At 36.5% G+C, this 20,843-nt stretch carries 17 protein-coding genes; 6 read left to right on the top strand and 11 right to left on the bottom strand.

What is annotated here, in order from left to right:
• Nucleotides 1-28: 28 nt before the first annotated feature.
• The 4 genes from NSQ77_RS15445 to NSQ77_RS15430 form a co-directional block, all read right to left on the bottom strand.
• The gene (locus NSQ77_RS15445; RefSeq protein WP_339226940.1) at nucleotides 29-1,369 is read right to left on the bottom strand and encodes an aspartate aminotransferase family protein; all 1,341 of its coding nucleotides are present in this window, start codon (nucleotides 1,367-1,369) and stop codon (nucleotides 29-31) included.
• A 36-nt stretch (nucleotides 1,370-1,405) separates the two neighbouring features.
• Complete coding sequence (locus NSQ77_RS15440; protein ID WP_339226938.1) at nucleotides 1,406-2,818, bottom strand: sodium:solute symporter; 1,413 nt, start codon at nucleotides 2,816-2,818, stop codon at nucleotides 1,406-1,408.
• Nucleotides 2,819-3,240: 422 nt separating this feature from the next.
• On the bottom strand, nucleotides 3,241-4,206 hold the full coding sequence (gene speB, locus NSQ77_RS15435; protein ID WP_339226937.1) for an agmatinase: 966 nt from the start codon (nucleotides 4,204-4,206) through the stop codon (nucleotides 3,241-3,243).
• A 148-nt stretch (nucleotides 4,207-4,354) separates the two neighbouring features.
• Nucleotides 4,355-5,764, bottom strand: a complete 1,410-nt coding sequence (locus tag NSQ77_RS15430; protein ID WP_339226936.1) for a sigma 54-interacting transcriptional regulator — start codon at nucleotides 5,762-5,764, stop codon at nucleotides 4,355-4,357.
• Nucleotides 5,765-6,182: 418 nt separating this feature from the next.
• Here NSQ77_RS15430 and NSQ77_RS15425 point away from each other — a divergent pair, with 418 nt between their 5' ends.
• The 3 genes from NSQ77_RS15425 to gltS all read left to right on the top strand — a co-directional run bounded on the left by NSQ77_RS15425 (nucleotide 6,183) and on the right by gltS (nucleotide 9,824).
• Nucleotides 6,183-6,845 (top strand): GntR family transcriptional regulator, encoded by a 663-nt coding sequence (locus tag NSQ77_RS15425; protein WP_339226935.1) that lies wholly within the window; start codon nucleotides 6,183-6,185, stop codon nucleotides 6,843-6,845.
• 258 nt (nucleotides 6,846-7,103) lie between these two features.
• The gene (locus tag NSQ77_RS15420) at nucleotides 7,104-8,318 is read left to right on the top strand and encodes an NAD/NADP octopine/nopaline dehydrogenase family protein (RefSeq protein ID WP_339231028.1); all 1,215 of its coding nucleotides are present in this window, start codon (nucleotides 7,104-7,106) and stop codon (nucleotides 8,316-8,318) included.
• Between the two features lie 300 nt (nucleotides 8,319-8,618).
• Nucleotides 8,619-9,824 (top strand): sodium/glutamate symporter, encoded by a 1,206-nt coding sequence (gltS, locus tag NSQ77_RS15415; protein WP_339226934.1) that lies wholly within the window; start codon nucleotides 8,619-8,621, stop codon nucleotides 9,822-9,824.
• 241 nt (nucleotides 9,825-10,065) lie between these two features.
• Here the strand turns inward: gltS and NSQ77_RS15410 are convergent, their stop codons facing one another.
• Nucleotides 10,066-10,995, bottom strand: coding sequence for an LCP family protein (locus NSQ77_RS15410; RefSeq protein ID WP_339226933.1), 930 nt, complete (start codon nucleotides 10,993-10,995; stop codon nucleotides 10,066-10,068).
• A gap of 713 nt (nucleotides 10,996-11,708) precedes the next feature.
• Here NSQ77_RS15410 and NSQ77_RS15405 point away from each other — a divergent pair.
• Nucleotides 11,709-12,116, top strand: a complete 408-nt coding sequence (locus NSQ77_RS15405) for a hypothetical protein (protein ID WP_339226932.1) — start codon at nucleotides 11,709-11,711, stop codon at nucleotides 12,114-12,116.
• Between the two features lie 110 nt (nucleotides 12,117-12,226).
• Here the strand turns inward: NSQ77_RS15405 and NSQ77_RS15400 are convergent, their stop codons facing one another.
• The gene (locus tag NSQ77_RS15400; RefSeq protein WP_339226931.1) at nucleotides 12,227-12,823 is read right to left on the bottom strand and encodes a hypothetical protein; all 597 of its coding nucleotides are present in this window, start codon (nucleotides 12,821-12,823) and stop codon (nucleotides 12,227-12,229) included.
• Nucleotides 12,824-13,137: 314 nt separating this feature from the next.
• On the opposite strand from NSQ77_RS15400, the gene NSQ77_RS15395 reads away from it, so the two are divergent.
• Nucleotides 13,138-13,680, top strand: coding sequence for an NAD(P)H-dependent oxidoreductase (locus NSQ77_RS15395; RefSeq protein ID WP_339226930.1), 543 nt, complete (start codon nucleotides 13,138-13,140; stop codon nucleotides 13,678-13,680).
• 247 nt (nucleotides 13,681-13,927) lie between these two features.
• Nucleotides 13,928-14,326 (top strand): hypothetical protein, encoded by a 399-nt coding sequence (locus NSQ77_RS15390; RefSeq protein ID WP_339226929.1) that lies wholly within the window; start codon nucleotides 13,928-13,930, stop codon nucleotides 14,324-14,326.
• A gap of 238 nt (nucleotides 14,327-14,564) precedes the next feature.
• Here NSQ77_RS15390 and NSQ77_RS15385 read toward each other — a convergent pair whose 3' ends face one another.
• The 5 genes from NSQ77_RS15385 to NSQ77_RS15365 form a co-directional block, all read right to left on the bottom strand.
• Nucleotides 14,565-15,503: an LCP family protein gene (locus tag NSQ77_RS15385; RefSeq protein ID WP_339226928.1), complete on the bottom strand. Its 939-nt coding sequence runs from the start codon at nucleotides 15,501-15,503 to the stop codon at nucleotides 14,565-14,567.
• A 70-nt stretch (nucleotides 15,504-15,573) separates the two neighbouring features.
• Complete coding sequence (locus NSQ77_RS15380) at nucleotides 15,574-16,932, bottom strand: glycosyltransferase (RefSeq protein WP_339226927.1); 1,359 nt, start codon at nucleotides 16,930-16,932, stop codon at nucleotides 15,574-15,576.
• A 658-nt stretch (nucleotides 16,933-17,590) separates the two neighbouring features.
• Nucleotides 17,591-18,508 carry a nucleoside hydrolase gene (locus tag NSQ77_RS15375; RefSeq protein ID WP_339226926.1) on the bottom strand — a complete coding sequence of 306 codons (918 nt, stop codon included), beginning with the start codon at nucleotides 18,506-18,508 and terminating at the stop codon, nucleotides 17,591-17,593.
• A 72-nt stretch (nucleotides 18,509-18,580) separates the two neighbouring features.
• On the bottom strand, nucleotides 18,581-19,519 hold the full coding sequence (locus tag NSQ77_RS15370; protein ID WP_339226925.1) for a nucleoside hydrolase: 939 nt from the start codon (nucleotides 19,517-19,519) through the stop codon (nucleotides 18,581-18,583).
• A 53-nt stretch (nucleotides 19,520-19,572) separates the two neighbouring features.
• Complete coding sequence (locus NSQ77_RS15365) at nucleotides 19,573-20,808, bottom strand: nucleoside transporter C-terminal domain-containing protein (protein WP_339226924.1); 1,236 nt, start codon at nucleotides 20,806-20,808, stop codon at nucleotides 19,573-19,575.
• Between the last annotated feature and the right edge of the window lie 35 nt (nucleotides 20,809-20,843).

The following is a 20,843-nucleotide window of genomic DNA, read 5'->3' as shown; positions in this document are numbered from 1 at the left end:
AAGTTGGAGAGTATCAAATAGAAGCTGTTTAAACCATTGCAACTCCCTCTTTTACTTCTTCAATCGCACTTCTTACTCGCACAATCAATGAATCTACCTGTGATTGATTCATAATCAACGGCGGTGCAAAACAAATAATATCTGTACCTTCATACGTTACAGCTCTGCAAATTACTCCTCTCTCGTGAAGTGCCTCGATTACTTTTGCCGCAATTTGCAAGTCTGGAGAGAATCGTTTATTTGTTTTAGGGTCTTCTACTAATTCGATAGCACCTAACAGACCAATTGCCCGAACATCACCTATAATATTGAATTCCTCTTTGATCTTTATAAATCCCTTTAATAATTCCTCTCCCATTTTTCTGGAGTTCTCAACTAACTCTTCACGTTCGATAATTTCAATATTTTTCAAAGCAACAGCGGCTGCAGTTGGGTGTCCACTATAGGTGTATCCGTGGAATAGGGTACCTTCCGACTTTTCTTTCAATACTTCATGGATATGATCGGATACAATCACACCACCAAGTGGTACATATCCACTTGATACTCCTTTAGCAAATGTGATTAAATCTGGAGTGATACCCCAATTTTCAACACCAAACATTTTTCCAGTTCGGCCGAATCCAGTGATGACTTCATCGGCAATAAGGAGAATTCCATATTCATTACAAACATTTCTAACTTCCTTAAAAAAATTTGAGGGAGGTATTAAAACGCCCCCTGCCCCTTGTACAGGTTCAGCAATAAAGGCAGCAATTGTTTCTGGACCCTCTTCTTCGATTACTTGACGAAGGGAAGCAATTGCTTTATCTGTACCATTTTCATATGGTGTATTTGCATGCCTAAAATCGGCCATCATATTTCCTGCCATATTCCAAAATTCAGGGATACCGGTCGCACTTGTTGAAGCAGCAGCAACACCATGATACCCACGTTTTAATGCAATAATTTTATTGCGCTCAGATTTATTCTGTATTCTCCAATAATGACGAACCAGTTTAATCGCCGTATCATTTGATTCTGAACCACCAGATGTGAAAAATACTGCATTTAATCCATTTGGAGCAAGCGAAGCTATTTTTTCCGCTAATTTTATTGCTGGCTCATGGGTAAACGTAGAAAAAGCAGAGCTGAATGCAAGTTTTTTCATTTGCTCTGCAGCTGCTTCAGCAAGTTCCTCTCTTCCATGGCCAACATTTACGTTCCATAGAGACGACATCGCATCGATAAAAGTTTTTCCATATTTATCGGTTAAATAAATCCCCTCTCCCTTGTCTACAATGAGTTTTGCTCCCTTTTCCTGTTGCTGTTGAATAGAAGATGTCGGATGAATAAAATGTTTTTTATCCAATTCAATTAATTTATCCAATGTTATCTGCCCCTTTATTCTATTAATCAATGAACCTTAACCACTAGCTTCAATTTTTTCACTTTCTCCTCGATTGCCTTTATTTGTTTTATCCGTTAAGGATATGACAATCATCACTACGATATTAACAAAGATTCCGTATAATATCGGATTGCTTGAGGATAAACCTTCAATAGCGAGACCACCTAAGACAACTAACGAGCTAATCAAAATGGAGTAAAAAGCAGCCTTTGCTGTAGCCCTTTTCCAAAATAGCCCAAATACGATCGGAATAAAAATGGCACCGGCAAGTAATGCATAAGCAACGTCCATCGCTACAAGCAGCTCTTGTATCCATAATGCAATAACAATAGCAATAATGCTGATAATCATTGTCGTAATACGTGACAGAAGTAAAAATTGCCGATCTGTAATTTCCTTAAAGAAATGGTCTTTTAAAATATCCTTTACAATTAAAGTTGAAGAAGCAAGTATTGTTCCAGATGCAGTTGACATAATTGCTGCGGCAACTGCGGCAAAAACAATGCCAAGAAGTCCTGTAGGCAACGTTTCAAATGCCATACTTGAAAACACATTTTGGGTATTCTCAATATTAGGCAGGACAATAAGTGCACACATTCCAATAATAACCATTGCCATGGAATATAAAAGGCTATAAATGCCGACAAGGATTCCCCCTGTTCGGGCAGTTTTTAAATTTTTGGCAGTAAAGAATCGCTGCCAAATATCTTGTCCAACCATCATTCCTAACGTAAATGTTACTAAATACTGGAAAATTTCCTTGAAGCCAATTGCCGAGAAGTCAAAATAGGAACTTGGTAATTGTGATGTCAAACCATCAAAGCCACCTACTGCCGTTAAACTGTTTGGAAGCATAATCAGAAAAATACCAGCAGTCATAATAGTAAATTGAATGATATCGGTCATGGTGACAGACCACATTCCACCAAGGATCGTATAGAAAAATACAACCCCTCCCCCAATTAACATAGATACTATTAAATTCCAGTCAAAAATCGCACTAAGTAAAGCACCGATGGCAATAACCTGGGTCACACTCACCATTAATGCATAAATTGCTGAAATAACAGCACCAATTATTTTGGATTCCACATTAAAAAGCTTTCCAAGTAATTCACTTATTGTCATTAAATTTAAGCCCATCACTCGTTTTAGCAAAAGCAAGCCAAAAAGAGTAATCCCAAGCCCCATTGAAAATACGAACCAAATTCCCGAGAAACCGTTTTCATATCCAAGCTGGGCTGAACCAATTGTTGATGAACCGCCAAGAAAAACGGCTGTAAGGCAACCAAATACCATAAATATCCCCAGATTACGACCCGCCAATAGATAAACTTCAGATGTTTTAGCTTTTAACGTTCCAATAATACCAACGCCGACAAGTATAAAGAAATAAATAAAAATGATAATAAAATCAAGCGAAGACATTTCCTACCACCCTTCAATGTTTTATAACTAACCTGATAGCCGAATTCTCGACTGTATTACACCTGCTTTAAAAGTGATTCATTAGCTTTAAAGCAGGGAGACAAATCTTCCGCGGAAAAACAGCACCACCCTCCTAGGAAACAGCACCATCATCAAGGGAAACAGCACCATCCGCCAGGGAAATAGCACTACCCTCCTAGGAAACAGCACCACCCTCCTAGGAAACAGCACCATCATCAAGGGAAACAGCACCATCATCCTAGGAAACAGCACCATCATCCTAGGAAACAGCACCATCATCCTAGGAAACAGCACCATCATCCTAGGAAACAGCACCATCATCCAGAGTAACAGCACCACCCTCAAGGAAACAGCACCATCATCCAGGGAAACTTTGTTCCTCCCTGCATTTAAATGTCTAATTAGATTTTCAGTTCTTTCAGTTTCAGCTCTGTCCGTTTTTTCATCGCAACTAAAGTAATCATTTCAAAAATAATCGAGGATGCTGCAACAGCAGTAATCTCTCCACTATCATAAGTTGGAAGGACCTCAACTAAATCAAAGCCCTTAATATCAAGACCATCTAAACCGCGAACATATTCCAGACCTTCGTAGCTTGTTGGACCGCCAACTTCTGGTGTGCCCGTTCCCGGTGCATATGCTGGATCAAGAAAGTCAATGTCATATGAAACAAATACGGGTTTTTCACCAACACGAGTATGAATTCTTTCCATCACCCTGTCATAGCCAATTTCTCTTACTTCCTTCATTGGAATTACTTCATAGCCTAGCTCTCTAGCATCTTCTATATCTTCTGGACCATAAAGCGGACCGCGCATCCCAATTTGAATGGAATGGTCCACATCAACCAGGCCTTCCTCCACTGCACGGCGGAAAGGCGTACCATGCATGTATTTTTCTCCAAAGTAGTGGTCCCATGTATCCCCATGTGAATCAAAATGCACAAGAGCAATCGGTCCGTACTTTTTAGCAAATGCACGTAAGTGACCTAGTGAAATAGAATGGTCTCCGCCCATCATAATTGGAATAATCTCTTTGTTTAACACTGGTTCTAAACCGCTTACAATATTATCATAGGTTGCGTGGATATTTCCTGGAACGACATCAACATCCCCGTAATCAATTCCAGAGCAATAATCAAAAATATTAATATCCTGATCTGGGTTATACGGCCTCAATAAAACAGAAAAGTTTCGAATATGCTGCGGACCGTATCGTTGTCCAGTTCGGTTTGATGCAGCTGTATCAAATGGAACTCCTATTACTGCAAAATCAACATCTTCTGTTGTCTGGATATGTTCCAGTCTCATAAATGTACGTGGACCTGTAAACCGTGGTGATCTTGATGAATCTTTCGGACGATACATGAAAATTTCCCCCTATATATGTATTTGTTAATATATAAGCAAATTTCGTGCCAACTCTTAAAATAGGAATCTAACAATTGGATTGCAGCTAATTTAATTCAATTATGAATTTAACGGACCATATTAATTCATGATTGAATCAATTGATTCATTTTGAATTAATATGGTATTTCTTCAGTCTGCGAACTACAGTTGGCTGGCTTATTCCGAGATACTCAGCCATTTCATAAGTCGTTTTATATTGCCGGTAAGCACGTTTTAGCCAGCTTTTTTCTACTTCTTCCAACGATTCTTGAAGTGTCAACCCTTTTTGCTCAAAGGTTTCTAACGGCCAATCTTCTATCCCTGATTCCATCTCTTTTACTTTTTTAATAAATGGGATACTTGCAGGGTAAATGATAGCTGTAGGTGACGTGATAACTATACGTTCAATAAGGTTTTCAAGTTCACGGACATTTCCAGGCCAATCGTACTCCAAAAATGCATGAACAGTAGATGAATGGAAAGACTTATTCATTTTATACTTTTTATTAAAGATAGCTAAATAGTGTTGTGCAAGAAAATATATATCATCCACGCGCTCACGCAGCGGCGGGATAGTAATAGGAATTACATTTAATCGGTAATATAAATCTTTCCTAAATCTCCCTTCCCTTACCATTACCTCTAAATTTTGATTGGTTGCGGTAATAAGCCGGAAGTCGACTTTCTTTGCCTTTGAAGCCCCGATGCGGGTTACTCTTTTCTCCTGCAGCGCTTTTAATAATTTTACTTGTATGGAAAGTGGAAGTTCGGCAACTTCATCAAGAAATAAAGTTCCTCCTTCTGCAAGCTCTATCATTCCTGCTTTTCCCTTTTTGCTTGCACCTGTGAAAGAACCTGGTTCATAACCAAAAATTTCCGATTCAAAAAGCGTCTCCGGTATCGCACCACAGTTTAATTCAATAAAATCTCTATCACGTCTATCACTTCCATCATGCAAAGCACGTGCAAATACATTTTTTCCTACACCTGATTCTCCAAGAAGGACCACATTTGCATCAGACTTCGCTACTCGGTTTATTAGTTCATGAATTTCCTGCATAATCTTACTTTTAATTACAACCTGATTCTGCTTGGTTTCTTGTCCCCGTAATTCTTCAATTTCAGATTCATATTTCATCATTTTCTTCCGCAGTTGCTCATAATCTTCTTTCAGACGCTGAATTTCTGTCAAATCATGGGAAAAACTGATAACCCGAACAATGTCTCCCATTCTGTCAAAAATAGGGATACCAGTAGCCATAATAACCTTTCCGGTCGGTGTTTCCTGCATTACTTGAACTTCTTTCTTTTCTTTCAAAACTGTCACCGTTACAGAAGGGTAAAAAATCTTCTCCTTTTCCAATTGGTGCACCGTTTTCCCAATTAATTCATTTTGTGCTTTCCCATAAATACTTGTACAGTTTGAACTAACTCTCAGTACAATTCCATCTCCATCCGTTACAACGATATTATCATTCGAAGTATTTAAAATACCTTCTAATTCGATATTGATCAGTTCTAATTCATTGCTCACTGATGTTGCCTCCTTTGAAACTTGTTGATTAATCCCAAGTAAATTCTATTTATTATATTAGGTTGATAATAATTGTATTTATCGCGCAATTCAATACGAATTTTAACTTTCTCCAAAATCTTTCTCAATTTCTTTATCAATACTTTTTTTACTTTTAACAGTTGACAAAATTAATAAATAATTCTATCATCAAAATGTGATCACATATCAAATATCATAAATAAGAAAAGGAGGTCTCACCTATCTATTAAATTAACAATTGGTGAACAAATACTTCTTGGCTACAGGATAAACAAGTTCAAATGATAATTTTTGATAAAGATTATCATTTATCCCCTGCTACAAGGCTCTTATCCGTACAATTGTGAGTTGATCAGTTGTCAATTTAATTATAAATTAAGTCTAGGAGGGGATCGATTTGGAAAAGAAAATAACTGTAAGTCAACGAACGATGTCTGAACACGCTTATCAAATCATGAGTGATTATATTTTTAATGGCACATGGGAACCAGGAAAAAGCATCAAAATTAGGGATACAGCTAAATTGTTGAATACGAGCGAGATGCCTGTTCGAGAAGCAGTTAGAATGTTAGTCGAACATGGATTAGCAATACATCGCCCCCACAGAGGTGCTGTGGTGACGAGGTTATCTCTTCAGGAACTTCATGATTTTTATAAAGTACGTATACTGCTGGAGGCAGAAGCAGCACGTTTAGGCGCAGAGAATATTTCATCAAAAGACTTGGATATTATGGATAAATATTGGTTGGAACTCGAACAAGCAATAGCAACTGGCGACAGCTTGAAAGCGCTTAATATAGACTCTGAATTTTTAACCACGCTATATAATTCATGTGGCAATAATGTTTTAGTAGATCAAATTCATTCTCTTTGGAATCGGGTACAACCATACAAAGTACTTTGGGCACGTTCTTCACTTCAATCTGGATTATTCAGCTGGAAAAATAAACCTAAGATATTGAAAGCGGCTAAACAGCATGATGGTGAACTTGCTTCCCAAATTACAGTGGAGTCGTTGTCTGATGCAGTAAAGTCCATGGAAAAAATGATCACCGATTGATCAAATCAGGATAGTAAATAATAAATTAAAATATATTTCACATAAGTCATAAAGCATGAACAACATCCATTGAAAAAATCAATCCTTAATAAAGGATAAGTACAGATGAAAATTTAGAGAATGTAAGTTTCAATTTCAATTAATTAACTAAATAGTTTTTCAGATTTGGACTTTATTTTCATACTCTGCATAAATTCATTGAAAGTTTTTTAAGTAAGTATACTATTACCAAAAATGGAGGAAAACATAGTGAATAAAATGGACTATTTAAAAAATATGCCTTTCACAGTTATTGGAGCAGGTGCAGTAGGCAAAACAATTGCTGCGGATTGTAAACTTGCTGGCCAAGAAGTTAGATTGTACGATGCTCCGCCTTTTGCTGAAAAATCACTATTTAATGTAGCAAGAACAGGAATTGAAATTGATGGAGTACAGAGAAATTTATACAACTTTAAAAGATCTGGAGTTGCCAAGTTGGATATGGTAACAACTAATATGGCCGAAGCTGTTTCAGGTGCTGGAATTATTGTTATTGCTATGCCAGCAGTAGCTCACGAGAAAACTTTTATTAACTTAATTCCTCATTTGGAAGATGGTCAAGTTATACATATATTTACTGATAACTTCGGGACGCTTCTATTGCGGAAATTGATGAGAGAATTAAATTGTACTAAGAAAGTTATTGTTGGCGGATGGTCTAGTGCTCCATTCGGAACCAGAATAGAGACAGTTGGTGGATTTATGTTCCCTCATTGCTCTATAAAATATAGAGCTATCACATTGAGAGGTGCAACTTTGCCGATGCGTGATATTGATGATTTTATGGAAACAACAAAATATTTGGGATGCCTTGATGCAGTAACTACCGGTAGTGGACCTGTAAAAGGAAATACTGTATTGGATATAGGTTTTAGTAATATTAATCCCGTTATACACGTTCCAGCTACTATACTTGGAGTTTCTACAATGGAAAACTGGGGGAAAATATTTGGGGACTTTGACAAATCAGGATACTCCATGTATGCTCATGCACTTAGCCCGTCTATCTGTGAAGTACAGTATAATTTTTATAATGAAGAGGTCTTCCTGGCTGATGCAATAGGTGTTGATCTTGAAAGATACGAAAAAGACGATTTCTTTTCAAGAAGAAGTGTATTAACTCTCGAATATATGGGAAGAGGAAACATGCATCTTTCTCTTGACGAGCCAACGACTGAGGCTAATGTAGGTCCAAATAGTATTTATCACAGATATATAACAGAAGATGTACCTGTTGGTTGTAAAATATATCATGACTTAGGTGTCTCTTATGGCGTAAAAACACCTATCATCGATTCTATGATTGTGCTAGCATCCGTAATGGTGAAGAAAAATTACTTTGAAGAAGGATATACGCTTGACTATATCGGCATTGATAATATGGCAAAAGAGGAATTGCTGCTTTATCTTAATGAAGGAGTTTATAACAACTAGACTGGTACAAAAGTGTTTTAACATTTAGGAATTTGAATGAACCACTCTGGAAATATATTTCGCACACCTAGAAAACAGCTGGTGAGCCTCCTTGTGCTATTGCATGATGGTGACTCACCTAGACCTTTCCTCCAGTAGAATCAGAATCTACATGTATTTCCTACGCCAATTTCGTATATGTTCATATTTTTAAGCTAAACAATTTAGTAATGCACAACCTTTAAATTATTCAATGTTTAAGAAATCTTCATCCCATCTAATTACGTAAATGGAAAATCTATTAATTTAGGAGGTACATCTATGACATTTGAATTTGACATTTTGCAAACGCTAACAATCGCAACTGTCGTTTTATTCATCGGGGGATTTATAAAGGGCAGAATTAGGTTATTAGAGAAGTTCTTTATTCCTAACCCAGTTATTGGAGGTATAATAATTGCCCTGGTTGCTCTAATTGGTTATAGTACAGGGAGTTTCTTCTTCGAGTTTGATACAACTCTCCAAACCATTTTCATGACAGCATTTTTTACTTCAGTTGGTTTTTCTTGTGATCTTAAGGCTTTTGCGCGAGGTGGCAAACTTGGATTCAGATTGGCCATCGTAATTGTATTATTAATTACCTTTCAAAATATACTTGGAGTTTCATTGGCTAAGTTATTAGATATAAATTTACTTATTGGTTTATCTAACTCTTCAGTTGCTCTGACTGGAGGACATGGAACTTCTGCTGCATTTGGACCTGTATTCGAGGACCTTAATGCAGTCGGTGCAACCACAGTGGCTCTTTCAGCAGCAACATTTGGTCTAGTATCCGGAGGTATTTTGGGCGGACCTATTGCACGTTTTCTTGTAAAAAAACATAACTTGATGGCAACTACTGATAGGACAAAATCTACTAAAAGTGAAATTAGCTCTACTAAAGAGTCTGAAGCGGATGAAGTATTGTCTACTAATAAAATGTTTACAGCTGCTTATCAAATAATAATTGCTATGGGTATTGGTACTATCATATCGATGTTTTTAGAGAATATTGGTTTGATATTCCCTGGTTATTTAGGTGGTTTGCTTATGGGGCTAATTATTAGAAATTTAGGCGACTATACCAACAAATTCAGTATACCTAAAAAAGAAATAGATACCATAGGTGAAATCTCTCTTTCATTGTTTATATCAATGGCTCTTATGACTTTAAAACTATGGGAATTAAAAGATTTAGCTCTTCCAATGCTACTTATATTAACAGTACAAGTTATTCTAATAATCTTCTTTACAATATATATCGCCTTCAGACTATTAGGTAAAGACTATGATTCTGCTGTAATGGTAAGTGGTGTGGTTGGTTTTGGATTAGGAGCAATGCCCGTTGCGGTAGCTAATATGCAAACTCTTATGAAAGAACACCCTGCTTCACCAAGTGTATTCTTTGTAATTACAGCAATAGGATCATTAGTTATAGATATCAGTAATAGCTTTTTAATCACCTTCTTTATGAATTTAGTTTCTTAAAAAACTTATTTGGAAAGAGTCTATCGTTTCATAAAAGGCTGGAATGGTGAGCATTAAAAATGAAAGTTTTGCTTGGCTGATCAGGAATTCGTCTTTTGTATGACATGATGTTCGTAATCGTCAAATAATCTTCACCTGCATTGTAGATGGGGGATATTTGACGATTACAAGGTTATTTATGATAAAGTTGGGACAACTCTATTTGTTCCAGCCGAGTGGTTTAGTTTTAAGAAAAGTTCTTTTATCTCCACAACTGCCCATTCAGCTCCTCAGAAAGCCGCTCCATCTCACTTTCATCAGGTACATAATAAAAGGTTTTATTTTTTTCTATTTCTTCCCCTACTATTTCATGCTCTTCAATATGATTAAGCGCATCGCTGTAATTCTTTTGGATGTCCCACATTTCCTTTAGATCCAGGTTTGTTCGGACGTTATCTTCAACAGTTGTAATAATTTCTTCAAGATTAGAAATGGAAGATGTTAAACCTGGAATGGTTGTCCCTTTTTCTAGCAGTGCTTGGATTACTTGTCGCTGTCTTTTCTGAGGTCCGAAGTCTCCTTTTGGATCTTCCTTTATCATACGTATATAAGATAAAGCTTCTTCCCCTCCTAAATGAATAGGGCCTTCTTCAAAAGTAAAGTTTCCTTGCGTAAATTCAAAAGGGTTTGTTACATCTATGCCATTAACCGTATCAACAATGTCCTGAAACCCTCTCATGTCTACTTTTACATAGTAGTCAATCGGAGCGCCCAGGAATTTTTCCACAGTTCTTAGTGCCATTGCTGTGCCTCCAAAAGCATAAGAATGATTGATTTTATCTTCCGTTCCATGTCCAACAATTTCAGTCAATGTGTCACGAGGTATGCTGACCATATGGGTTGATTTAGTTTGTGGGTTTAATGTTAAGTAAATGAGTGTGTCTGAACGACGATAAATGTCATCCTTTCTTTCCGGTTCATCAATCCCCATCAGTAAAACAGATATCGGATGTCCCTCTGCTAAATCGGTGCCTTGCAGTTGTTCATCTGATCTTTTGTAATCAATTTCTTCCTGAATATTTGTCATGGCAGACGAAAATAATTTCCATGCATAGCTCCCTATTGCTGCTGCACCAACAATTAAAACAATGACTACTATTAATACAGTTTTCTTTAGCATACTTTTATTCATTCTTTCCCCCTCACCTTTGGCTTCATTTATTCTGGCTGGTTACAGACAGCAATTGGCTCTGCCACACTTACTATGAAGCAACATCTGTTTATCGTTTTCTCTCCTCTTACTAATCCATGGTAAGTAATGGAACAGGTGGAGTATCGGAAAAAGCAAACATAAATAAAATAAAATCAAAATAGATTTCCAAAACAGTGTTCACTTCCTAAAAAAACGACTTCATTTAATATACTCTTCCAAAATAAGCTAGCGTTTTCAAGGGTGGATGGACGATATCATTCTCCTGACCTATGAATCTTAACACTTGCATATGGTTTTTGTTAATTTAAGGCAGGAATACCCATGTCGTTTGTACAAAAAACTAGTAAAAAATTCAGCTGGAAGTTGAAGTGATAGGGTTTGGGCATAAGTGACATATTTCTGCGTAAAGGGGTGAAAGCTAGTGCCCAAGATAGATATTGCATAAATAGACAGATGATTCATTTGCGTTTTGAGTAATTGAGCAGATATGGTGTTTTCTATTAAAAAACAGGCAGTAATAATTAACTATCATCCATTTCATTGGCGTATAAAGCAGTTTTTCATTCAAAAACCCATTTACAGAAAACAGGGATATTGACTCATTAAAGGACAGGTTAAGGAATGTTATTATTTTCTATAACAATTTTTGTTGTTAATTATTAACCTTTTTAATCAAAATGGGAGGGAAAATAATGAAGCGTATAGGTCTGCTTTTGGCTTTTTTCGCACTTTCATTGGCAAGTATCCCAGCCACTTCATATGCATATGGAACTGGGGATTGGGATCCTCAAGGGAGCGATGAATTTACCAACCAAAGTGAAATCTTTCTATCAGGTGGAGGCGATTTTAAAATTTGCCTCAGTTCTGATAGTCAACCAGGTTTTTATCAGCTGTATGAAGAAGATCCATATAATAGAGATGATGCAGTATATTCTAATGGTACTAGAGGTCTCTACTTTAAAACAGCCGGCAGTGATGATTTTGATGAGAATGGCTGTCATGTCTTTAGAAACATCGGTGGATATGTCGATGGTGATCAAGCCGAGTTTTATTTAAAAAAATATTCAGGTGGAAATTCGATTGTATATGCCTATGATTAATTCCAGTTTGATGAAAAAGTGCTCTAAAACTGAACTGCACCTCCAATTGTTAGAGATTGATAAACAATTGGGGGGCAGTTCACCACTGAAGTAATAAATGCCTTTCACACTCAAAGAATTAAATAAATAACCCGGTAAACAAAATAGAAACCAGCGACGAACAATACCGCTGTCTTTAAGTTGTTTTTAGCAACAAAGAAATAAGAAATCAAAAATATAGATAAATACAAAAATGTATATGCTAATGAGCTGAACCATGAATAAATAGTGATATCTACTAGCTCTAACGGAATGGATACGATTAATAATATGGCTGGAACAACAAGCATAGCCCCCAGTTTTTCAAAGAAAAAGTTCAGATCATATGCTTTTCCGTTTTTATTAGCGACATTTTTAAAAACAAAAATCAATAAAGCTAGTGCTGCCCCGTAAGCAAGAGTGCGTTCAAAATAATCAAAGTAATCACTGAATCCTAAGTAACGCAATGCATCTAAATAAGTAAAGATACCAACAATATTACTTAGTAAAATGAGGCCGAGAAAAGCTATTAATGTTATAAGTCCAAATTGCTGCTTGCCTTGCGTCTCATCTGAAAGAATATAATCTGGATTCTTTATGACCTGCACTACATATTGAAAGTAGTTACCAAGCTGTCCTTCCTTTCCTTTATTATCTGCTGCTACTTCATTTTGGTTTTGACTATCCATTTTTCTTTTCATCCCTCCAATGTATTTATTACTTATGATATATAAGTTTTAGGTAAATTTATATACAAAATCCGAAGAATGAATCGTTAGTACCTTAATTTCCGTTTTATGGGTATAAAGTATGTAATCAACCTAAAATGGGATTTTTAGCCGTGCTTTATTCAGCTGTCTTCATTTAATATCGCAATGAGGATATTATAAACCAGCAACATCTCCAGCATAATCCCGAAAATAGAACCTTTCCACCTTAAATGATAAACTCGTACTATGCTAGAGCAGATTTAATAAATAATAATTGAAATGAGGTAGAAATAATGAAACTTGTTGGCCTATCAGGAGCACTTGCTGGTGAAAAGACATCCATCGTTGTAAATGATGTTTTAGTCGCGGCACAGCATTTCGATTCAAGCATACAGACTGAATTAATCGATTTAAGGGACTATGAAATTGAATTATTTAATGGATCCCCATTAATAGCATATAACGAAGATACTTGGAATGTGGTTCAAAAAATTACCTCTGCAGATTTCCTCGTGTTTGGGACACCGATTTATCAAGCATCTATTTCAGGAGCTTTAAAAAATCTGTTAGATCACTTACCCGAATATGTATTTAAACATAAAGTGACAGGCATGGTTGCGACTGGGTGGTCAAACAAACACTTTCTTGTAATGGAATATCATTTAAGATCCATCTTATCCTACTTCAAAGGATTAGTTCCGACAGGCAATGTCTTCGTCCACAATAATTCCTTTAATGAAGACAGCGATGAAATTATAGATGAACGTGTTTCGGAAAGGATTCAAGCGCTTGCGGAAGAAATTGTTTATTTGCAGCACGGGATAAATAACAGGTAATCATACTCTGTCAGAGCGAGGTGATAATTTAATTGATAATGTAATTCTGCTAAAAAATACCTTCAGTAAACTCTTATGACATGAAAAACGCAATGAATCCTTACATCGCGCGTAATTAAACGTTAAATGTAATTCAATAATGCAGCAAAAACAGGCAAGTATTCCAATGCATGTATTATTTTAGCTATTTTACAAATGGTAGTAATGTCAGTTCTATATGAGAGGAGGAGTTTACCTGAGGTTTTCGATGCGTGGAGATGCACATAAACTCTATCTTCGACTAAGAGAGATGCCAAGTGAAGACATAAAGAAAAGCCCATATTTAAAGGAAGCGGCAACCATTAAAGAATTTTATCAATCACTCGACAGTGAAACATTACAATTAATTTATTACCAAATAGTAAAAGAAAAAAGCGGGATTGGAATCATTCCAATTTTTGCAACTGCTATACCATGGCTGCTCTTTCTCTTTGCGAATCCATTGGAAAATTTCCTCTTTCACGATGGAAGTACAAATTGGGTGATTTTCTCCATCATTTACTTAATTTTACTCACGATTAGCTTGATTCTGCATTTTAAAGAAAAAGCATGGGCTGGTGTGCACACGAAGATCATTCAAGATATTTTAGCGAGAAGAAGCTCCTAGCAGAACATCGAAGGAACATCGCGATTCTTTGCGGGAGTTCTTTTTCATATACAATCGGATTCCACTAACAGGGTTGAAACGTCAGTAATTGGACCATTAATTAACAATAAGCCGGAAACAAGACAATAACTTGAATCGGCTTATTGTTATTGCGAGTTGAAGCCTTGCCTTGGTTTTTTTCGTTCAAGAAAAGTTTGTTTAAAAAAGCACTAATTGCATATATTTCTCTCGAAAAAACTTATTCCCCACTTCTCCCCAACTGCTCATTTAAATCCTTAGAAAGCTGCTTCATTTTCTCATCATCAGGTATATAGTAAAAAACTTTACTTTCTTTCGTTTCTTTTCCTTCTATTTCGTGCTCTTTAATATGACGAAGAGCATCAACGTAATTCGATTGGATATCCCACATTTCCTTTAAGCCTAAGTTTGTTCTGACACTGCCTGAAACAGAGGTGATAATCTCCTCAAGGTTCGTAATAGAAGATGTTAAGCCTGGTAAGGTACTCCCTTTTTCTAAAAGGGCTTGGATAACTTGTCGCTGTCTTTTCTGGCGACCGAAATCTCCTTTTGGATCCTCTTTCCGCATCCGAATATAGGATAAGGCTTCTTCTCCTCCTAGATGAATTGGTCCTTTTTCAAAGGTAAAGTCATCCTGTGTAAACTCAAATGAGTTCGTTACTTCAATACCGTCTACCGCATCCACAATGTCTTGGAATCCTTTCATGTCTACTTTCACGAAATAGTCAACCGGAGCATTTAGGAATTTTTCCACCGTTCTTAATGTCATTGCTGTGCCTCCAAACGCATAAGAATGGTTGATTTTATCTTTCTTTCCATGTCCAACTATTTCAGTCAGTGTGTCACGGGGTATACTTACCATATGGGTTGATTTAGTATCCGGGTTTAACGTTAAGTAAATAAGTGTATCGGAACGACGATAAATGTCTTTCTTTCCTTCAGGTTCGTCAATTCCCATCAGCAAAACAGATATGGGATCGCCCTCTGCAAGATCGATGTTTTGCAGTCGTTTTTCTGTTTTCTTGTAATCTATTTCTTCCTGAATATCTGTCATGGCAGACGTAAATAAATTCCAGGCATAGCTGCCAGTTGTTACAATCCCAACAACTAAAACAGTGACTACAATTAGTACAATTTTCTTTAACATATCTCTATTCATTATTTTATCCTCGCCTATCGCTTCACTTTATTCTGGTTGGTTACACAACAACTGTAGTTCAAGTTGCTTCCTATGAAGCCACATCTGTTTCATAATTTCTTCCGGTTCGAGCAACCTTTTTCCAGTCTCGATTAAAGAAATAAGCAACGCTTCCGTACATAACGAAGTACATCGTAACAAATCGATGCACAAAAATATCATAGAGAACCGTTAGCAATAAGCGAAACCGGTCCCCCTTTTCAAATGAGAATCCATACCGTTTTACTTGTCTAATTGCCATTGTAGTGTAAATAAGGTTAAATAAAAATATATACACTAAATAGAGAAGAATAAAGCTAATCAGTGCAGGAGAATAACCTGTTATTGCTGTATAAATAAATACTCCTGCTGTGATATAAGCTGCTAGTATTGCTACTACAAATGATTCAACGATATAGAAAAAAGAAACAGACTTTGTAAATAATGTCTTCAAAAGGAAAGGCAGAAAGTGAACAAAGCAATCCATATATCCTTTTTGCCAGCGTATACGCTGCTTAAATAAGTCTTTCCACGTTTCCGGTAATTCCGTGTAGCTAATGGCATCTGATATGAGTACGACTTTCTTTTTCCTGTTCTTCTTTTTGGAAATGTATCGCTGGATTTTTAATGTAATGTCAATGTCTTCGCCCACCGATGATCGATAGCCACCGACTTCAATCAGTAGATCCTTCTTAAAGATGCCAAATGCTCCCGATATAATAGCTAGCCCTTGAAAACGTGCAAGCGATATTTTCGTAATATAAAATGCTTTTATAAAATCTAGCATTTGCACGCGCAGCAGCATATTTGCTTTAGAAAGAGAAAGCTTATTTAGGGGATTAGCTGTTTTGGTTTGCAAAACATGCACCATCCCACCTGCCGCAACGACATTCTCATCTTCAAATTTATCGTTGACTGCAGTTAAGGCTTGCTCTGTTAACACAGTATCCGCATCTAATGTGACAACCAATTCTTTTCTGGAATATTCTACTCCCGCATTTAACGCATCCGCTTTTCCACCATTTAATTTATCGACAACATAAATATTCGGGTAACGCTTTGATTGATATGTACCCACTACCTCTTGAGATGAGAGTTGATTTAATGGTGTTTTCCACAATGTCTCCAACTCTAAATATTTTTGCAAGAGATGAAATGTATGATCGGATGAACCATCATTGATATAAATCACTTCAAAATTTTCATATGCTAATGATTTCATACTGTTGATCGATGTTTCAATAATTCTTTCCTCATTATAGCAAGGGACTAAAATACTTATCCCTTTTTCTGACGCCAACTTATGTTTATCGTTTTCTCCCTTTAAACTAAACCATGGTAAGCAATGGAATAGATGGAGTACCGGAAAAAGCAAACATAAGTAGAATAGGATCATTAAATAGATTTCCAAAACCGATTCCACTCCCTAAAAAACGACTTTATTTTATTTATTTATTTATATTCTTCCAAATTATAATGGAGTTTACTAGGGTGGATGGGGGAAATCATTCCCATGACCCATGAATCTTAACACTAGCTTATTATTTCTATTATCTTAAGACAGAGTACCCATGTCGTTTTGTGTAGAAAAGCAGTAAAAAACTTAGTTGGTAGTTGTAGCGATAGGGTTTGAATAGGAGAGATGTATTTCAGTGTGAAGGTATGAAAGAGTAAAAGATAGTACTGAAGATAGATATTGCATCTGGACAGAGGTGGGCTCTTGATTGTTTTTATCGAGAAAAAGCATGGGTTGGTGTGCACTTGAAGATCATTCAAGATACATTAGCCTGGAGAAGCTCATAACAGAACATCGAAAGAACAAGCCGATACTTTGCAGAAGCTGGAAAAGGTTAAGTCCTGCCAGCTAATACTTAGAATCGGCTTGTCCATATTATTTGTTTGTGCAGGTGTGCCTTGTTATCGACAATAACATGATCAAATGTAACCCCATCTATTCAGTTAAAACTAACATTGTTTGGGACTAATTCGAATAGGGAAAAATCTAATCCTCTTGATATTCTAATGCCTTTGGATTCTTCTATAGATTTGCCCCAAACAAATCGCAAACTTTAGCACATTACATTACTATTAATCTCTTGAAATACGTTTACAAATTCCTCCCGAAACGCTTTCACATTTGCGTCCACACAAACGGAAACATTGCCACCATCTATATAATTCGTTACCGTACATCCTGCTGCTGGACCTTCTGTCACCACATCTACTTTTGCCTGTTTAACAGTAAAGAATTCAGGTTTTGTCAGGTAAAAAATGGTACATAAATCATGTATTGCAATAGCTTCATTTGAATAGGCGTTTTTATAATAATGCAGCATCTCATAAATCATTTTGCCGATACTGCCATGGTCCTTCACCTTCATAACATCCCCCATGGTGACACTTGTCAGACGAGTGACATCAAGTCCGCACATGACAATTTTAATATCGGTATCGAAAACAATCTTCGCTGCATGTGGATCTGCATAAATATTGAATTCCGCTACAGGTGTTGCATTACCACCTTCAACCGCTCCACCCATCAACACAACCTCAGCAATATTCGCTTTAACTTCTGGGAATGTTTTAAACAGAAGTGCAATATTCGTAAGTGGCCCAATTGGTACAAGCGTTACAGGTTCAGCAGCATTCATAATCGTATTTCTCAATTCTATAACGGCATTCTCATTAGAAAGTATAGCAGGATTCGGTTCTGCTTCAAATTTATATTCGCCGATACCACTGTTTCCATGCACCTGAGTTGCCGTTTTTGCTGATCTTAATAGTGGTTCACCAAATCCCTTTGCAACCCGCGTATCCTTTTCTAAAAAGGTTACAAGATCAATAGCATTTTTTGTTGTGTTTTCAATACCAACGTTACCACCAACCGTTGTTATTAATTTCACATCAAGTTTCTCAGAAAATAACGCTGCAGTTAATGCAACAATATCATCAATCCCAGGATCTGTATCAATAATAATTGGTTTCATAATAAAATCCCCCTGCATTTACGTTTTATGTTAATCATCACAAACTAGTAATTCAAACAATTTTCTGTTCCTCTATGCTTTTACGCTTTTTAAAGCATCAATAAACAAGGTAATAAATCTTTCGTGATCAACATCAAGACAAATTTCGACATTTGGCTCCTTCTCCCAAATGTTTCTAAAATCACATATCGTTTGTCCATAGCTTAAATCACTCTTCGTCTCGACATCTACAAAATACTTTGCAGTTTTTACGAGCGTTGGGTCTAATACAACACCAACAGTTAATGGATCATGAAGTGCGCAACCATCTATTCCATATCTTTTCTTGCTGAACCCCCGAAAGACTTCGGTACTTTTAATCACAAAATCGTAATATTTGCTCCCCTGTAACTCTTCCATCCGTTCTCTAGTTAAGAATGTTTTTAACGTCACGTCCAAGCTTACTAGTTTGACCGGGATACCAGAGTGAAACACCATTTTAGCAGCTTCAGCATCGGCATAAATATTAAACTCTGAGTTTGGAAGTTTATTTCCTTTCCCACTTTCAGAAACAAGTCCACCCATCACCACGACATTTTTAACCCAATGTTCCAAGTTTGGTTCCTTACGAAGTGCTAAAGCAAGATTTGTCAACGGGCCAACCATAATTAATGTCAAATCACCTTGATGTTTGTATGCCTGTTCAATAATGAAATCCGGTGCAAACAGATTAGGATCTTCCTCATCAACATGGATATCATTTAATGCGCCGCCAATTCCATCCTCCCCATGCACTCGAAATTCATGATGTGGTTCTGTCAAAATGGGACGGCTTGCTCCTTTATACACTTTGATCTCGTTATTCCCTAAAAATTTTAATACCTTTTTACTGTTTTCCATCACATATTCAAGCGGAACATTCCCATTAACAGCAGTAATCCCCAAAATATCAAGTTTCTTACTTTCAGCTGCATACAGAATGGCTAATGCATCATCTATCCCAGTATCTACATCTAAAATTACTTTTTCCATCATAAATCTCCCCTTTATTATTATTTTCAATCTTTAATACGCTTACATTAGAATTAAAAGAAGAATATACCTGCGATTGCTCCATTTAATAAATTAGCTAATGTAGCAGCTATTAAAGCCTTAAATGCCATATCTTGAATTTCCTTTTTTCGATTAGGTGCGATTCCCAACATAACACCTAAAATAATACCGATTGAACCGATATTTGCAAAACCAGAAAGTGCAAATGTTAAAACAGCAGTTGACTTTTCGGAAAATTGTTCGATAATCGATGAAAAAGATGCAAATGCGACAAATTCATTGATAATAATTTTTTGCCCAAGTAAATTCCCTGCCATGATTGCTTCATTCCATGGTATTCCAATAATAAAAGCAAAAGGGGCAAAAATATATCCGAGTATGAGCTCAAATGATAGACTTGGTAATCCAATTAATGATCCAACTCCACCTAGAATTCCATTAAGCAAAGCAACAAGCCCAATGATAGAGATTAATATAATGACAGCATTAACAGCAAATTTCAAACCATCGTTGGATCCTTCTACAATAACTTCCATCATACTGGTATCTTTTTTAGAGTCTCCTGAGAATTCATCCGCCTCATTCCACTCATTTTGATTTAAGGGTTCTGTCTCCGGTATCATAAATTTGGCAATCATTAAACCTGCAGGTGCTGACATAATTGCTGCTGATAATAAATAGTTAATTGGAATCCCCATAGCAGCCAAACCTAGTAAAACGGCACCTGAAACAGAGGCTAACCCTCCTACCATGATGGCAAATATTTGTGATCTAGACATATTTTTTATATAAGGTTTTACCGTTAAAAACGATTGTGTCATACCTAAGAATATATTGGACGCTGCGTTTGTAGATTCTACGTAACCCGTCTTCATAAATTTTGATATGGTTCCTCCAATCACACGGACTCCCCACTGCATGATCCCAAAATAGTAAAGCAACGAGATGAGAGCGGACAGGAATATCATGATTGCCAGAACATTAATGGCAAAAATGGGACCGGCTGGACCTTCTTTATCTGCTAAAGAGCCAAATACAAAGGCTAACCCTTCTACACCATAATCCATTACTTTCGAAACTCCATTCGAAACAACCTCAACAATCTTGATTCCAATATCCCATTGCAAAACGATAAATCCTAAAATAATTTGGGAAATAAACCCCATGCTGACAGTCCATATATTAATCGCTTTTTTATTTTCAGAGAGCAAGTACGAGATCAAAATAATACCCGCACATCCCATTAATCCCCACAAGATATTAATCATTTTTTAATCCTCCTTTGACTGTTGTACTGTAGCTA

This window comes from Oceanobacillus sp. FSL K6-2867, from assembly GCF_037963145.1.
Classification (GTDB): Bacteria; Bacillota; Bacilli; order Bacillales; family Amphibacillaceae; genus Oceanobacillus.
This window is presented reverse-complemented; position numbering and strand designations above follow the sequence as displayed.

What these genes read in the sequence shown, in the direction of transcription:
- NSQ77_RS15440 (WP_339226938.1), bottom strand. Translation starts at nt 2,818, where the DNA reads ATGTCTTCGCTTGATTTTATTATCATTTTTATTTATTTCTTTATACTT.
- speB (WP_339226937.1), bottom strand. Translation starts at nt 4,206, where the DNA reads ATGTATCGTCCGAAAGATTCATCAAGATCACCACGGTTTACAGGTCCA.
- NSQ77_RS15420 (WP_339231028.1), top strand. Translation starts at nt 7,104, where the DNA reads ATGGACTATTTAAAAAATATGCCTTTCACAGTTATTGGAGCAGGTGCA.
- gltS (WP_339226934.1), top strand. Translation starts at nt 8,619, where the DNA reads ATGACATTTGAATTTGACATTTTGCAAACGCTAACAATCGCAACTGTC.
- NSQ77_RS15410 (WP_339226933.1), bottom strand. Translation starts at nt 10,995, where the DNA reads ATGAATAAAAGTATGCTAAAGAAAACTGTATTAATAGTAGTCATTGTT.
- NSQ77_RS15405 (WP_339226932.1), top strand. Translation starts at nt 11,709, where the DNA reads ATGAAGCGTATAGGTCTGCTTTTGGCTTTTTTCGCACTTTCATTGGCA.
- NSQ77_RS15400 (WP_339226931.1), bottom strand. Translation starts at nt 12,823, where the DNA reads ATGGATAGTCAAAACCAAAATGAAGTAGCAGCAGATAATAAAGGAAAG.
- NSQ77_RS15395 (WP_339226930.1), top strand. Translation starts at nt 13,138, where the DNA reads ATGAAACTTGTTGGCCTATCAGGAGCACTTGCTGGTGAAAAGACATCC.
- NSQ77_RS15390 (WP_339226929.1), top strand. Translation starts at nt 13,928, where the DNA reads ATGCGTGGAGATGCACATAAACTCTATCTTCGACTAAGAGAGATGCCA.
- NSQ77_RS15385 (WP_339226928.1), bottom strand. Translation starts at nt 15,503, where the DNA reads ATGAATAGAGATATGTTAAAGAAAATTGTACTAATTGTAGTCACTGTT.
- NSQ77_RS15375 (WP_339226926.1), bottom strand. Translation starts at nt 18,508, where the DNA reads ATGAAACCAATTATTATTGATACAGATCCTGGGATTGATGATATTGTT.
- NSQ77_RS15370 (WP_339226925.1), bottom strand. Translation starts at nt 19,519, where the DNA reads ATGGAAAAAGTAATTTTAGATGTAGATACTGGGATAGATGATGCATTA.
- NSQ77_RS15365 (WP_339226924.1), bottom strand. Translation starts at nt 20,808, where the DNA reads ATGATTAATATCTTGTGGGGATTAATGGGATGTGCGGGTATTATTTTG.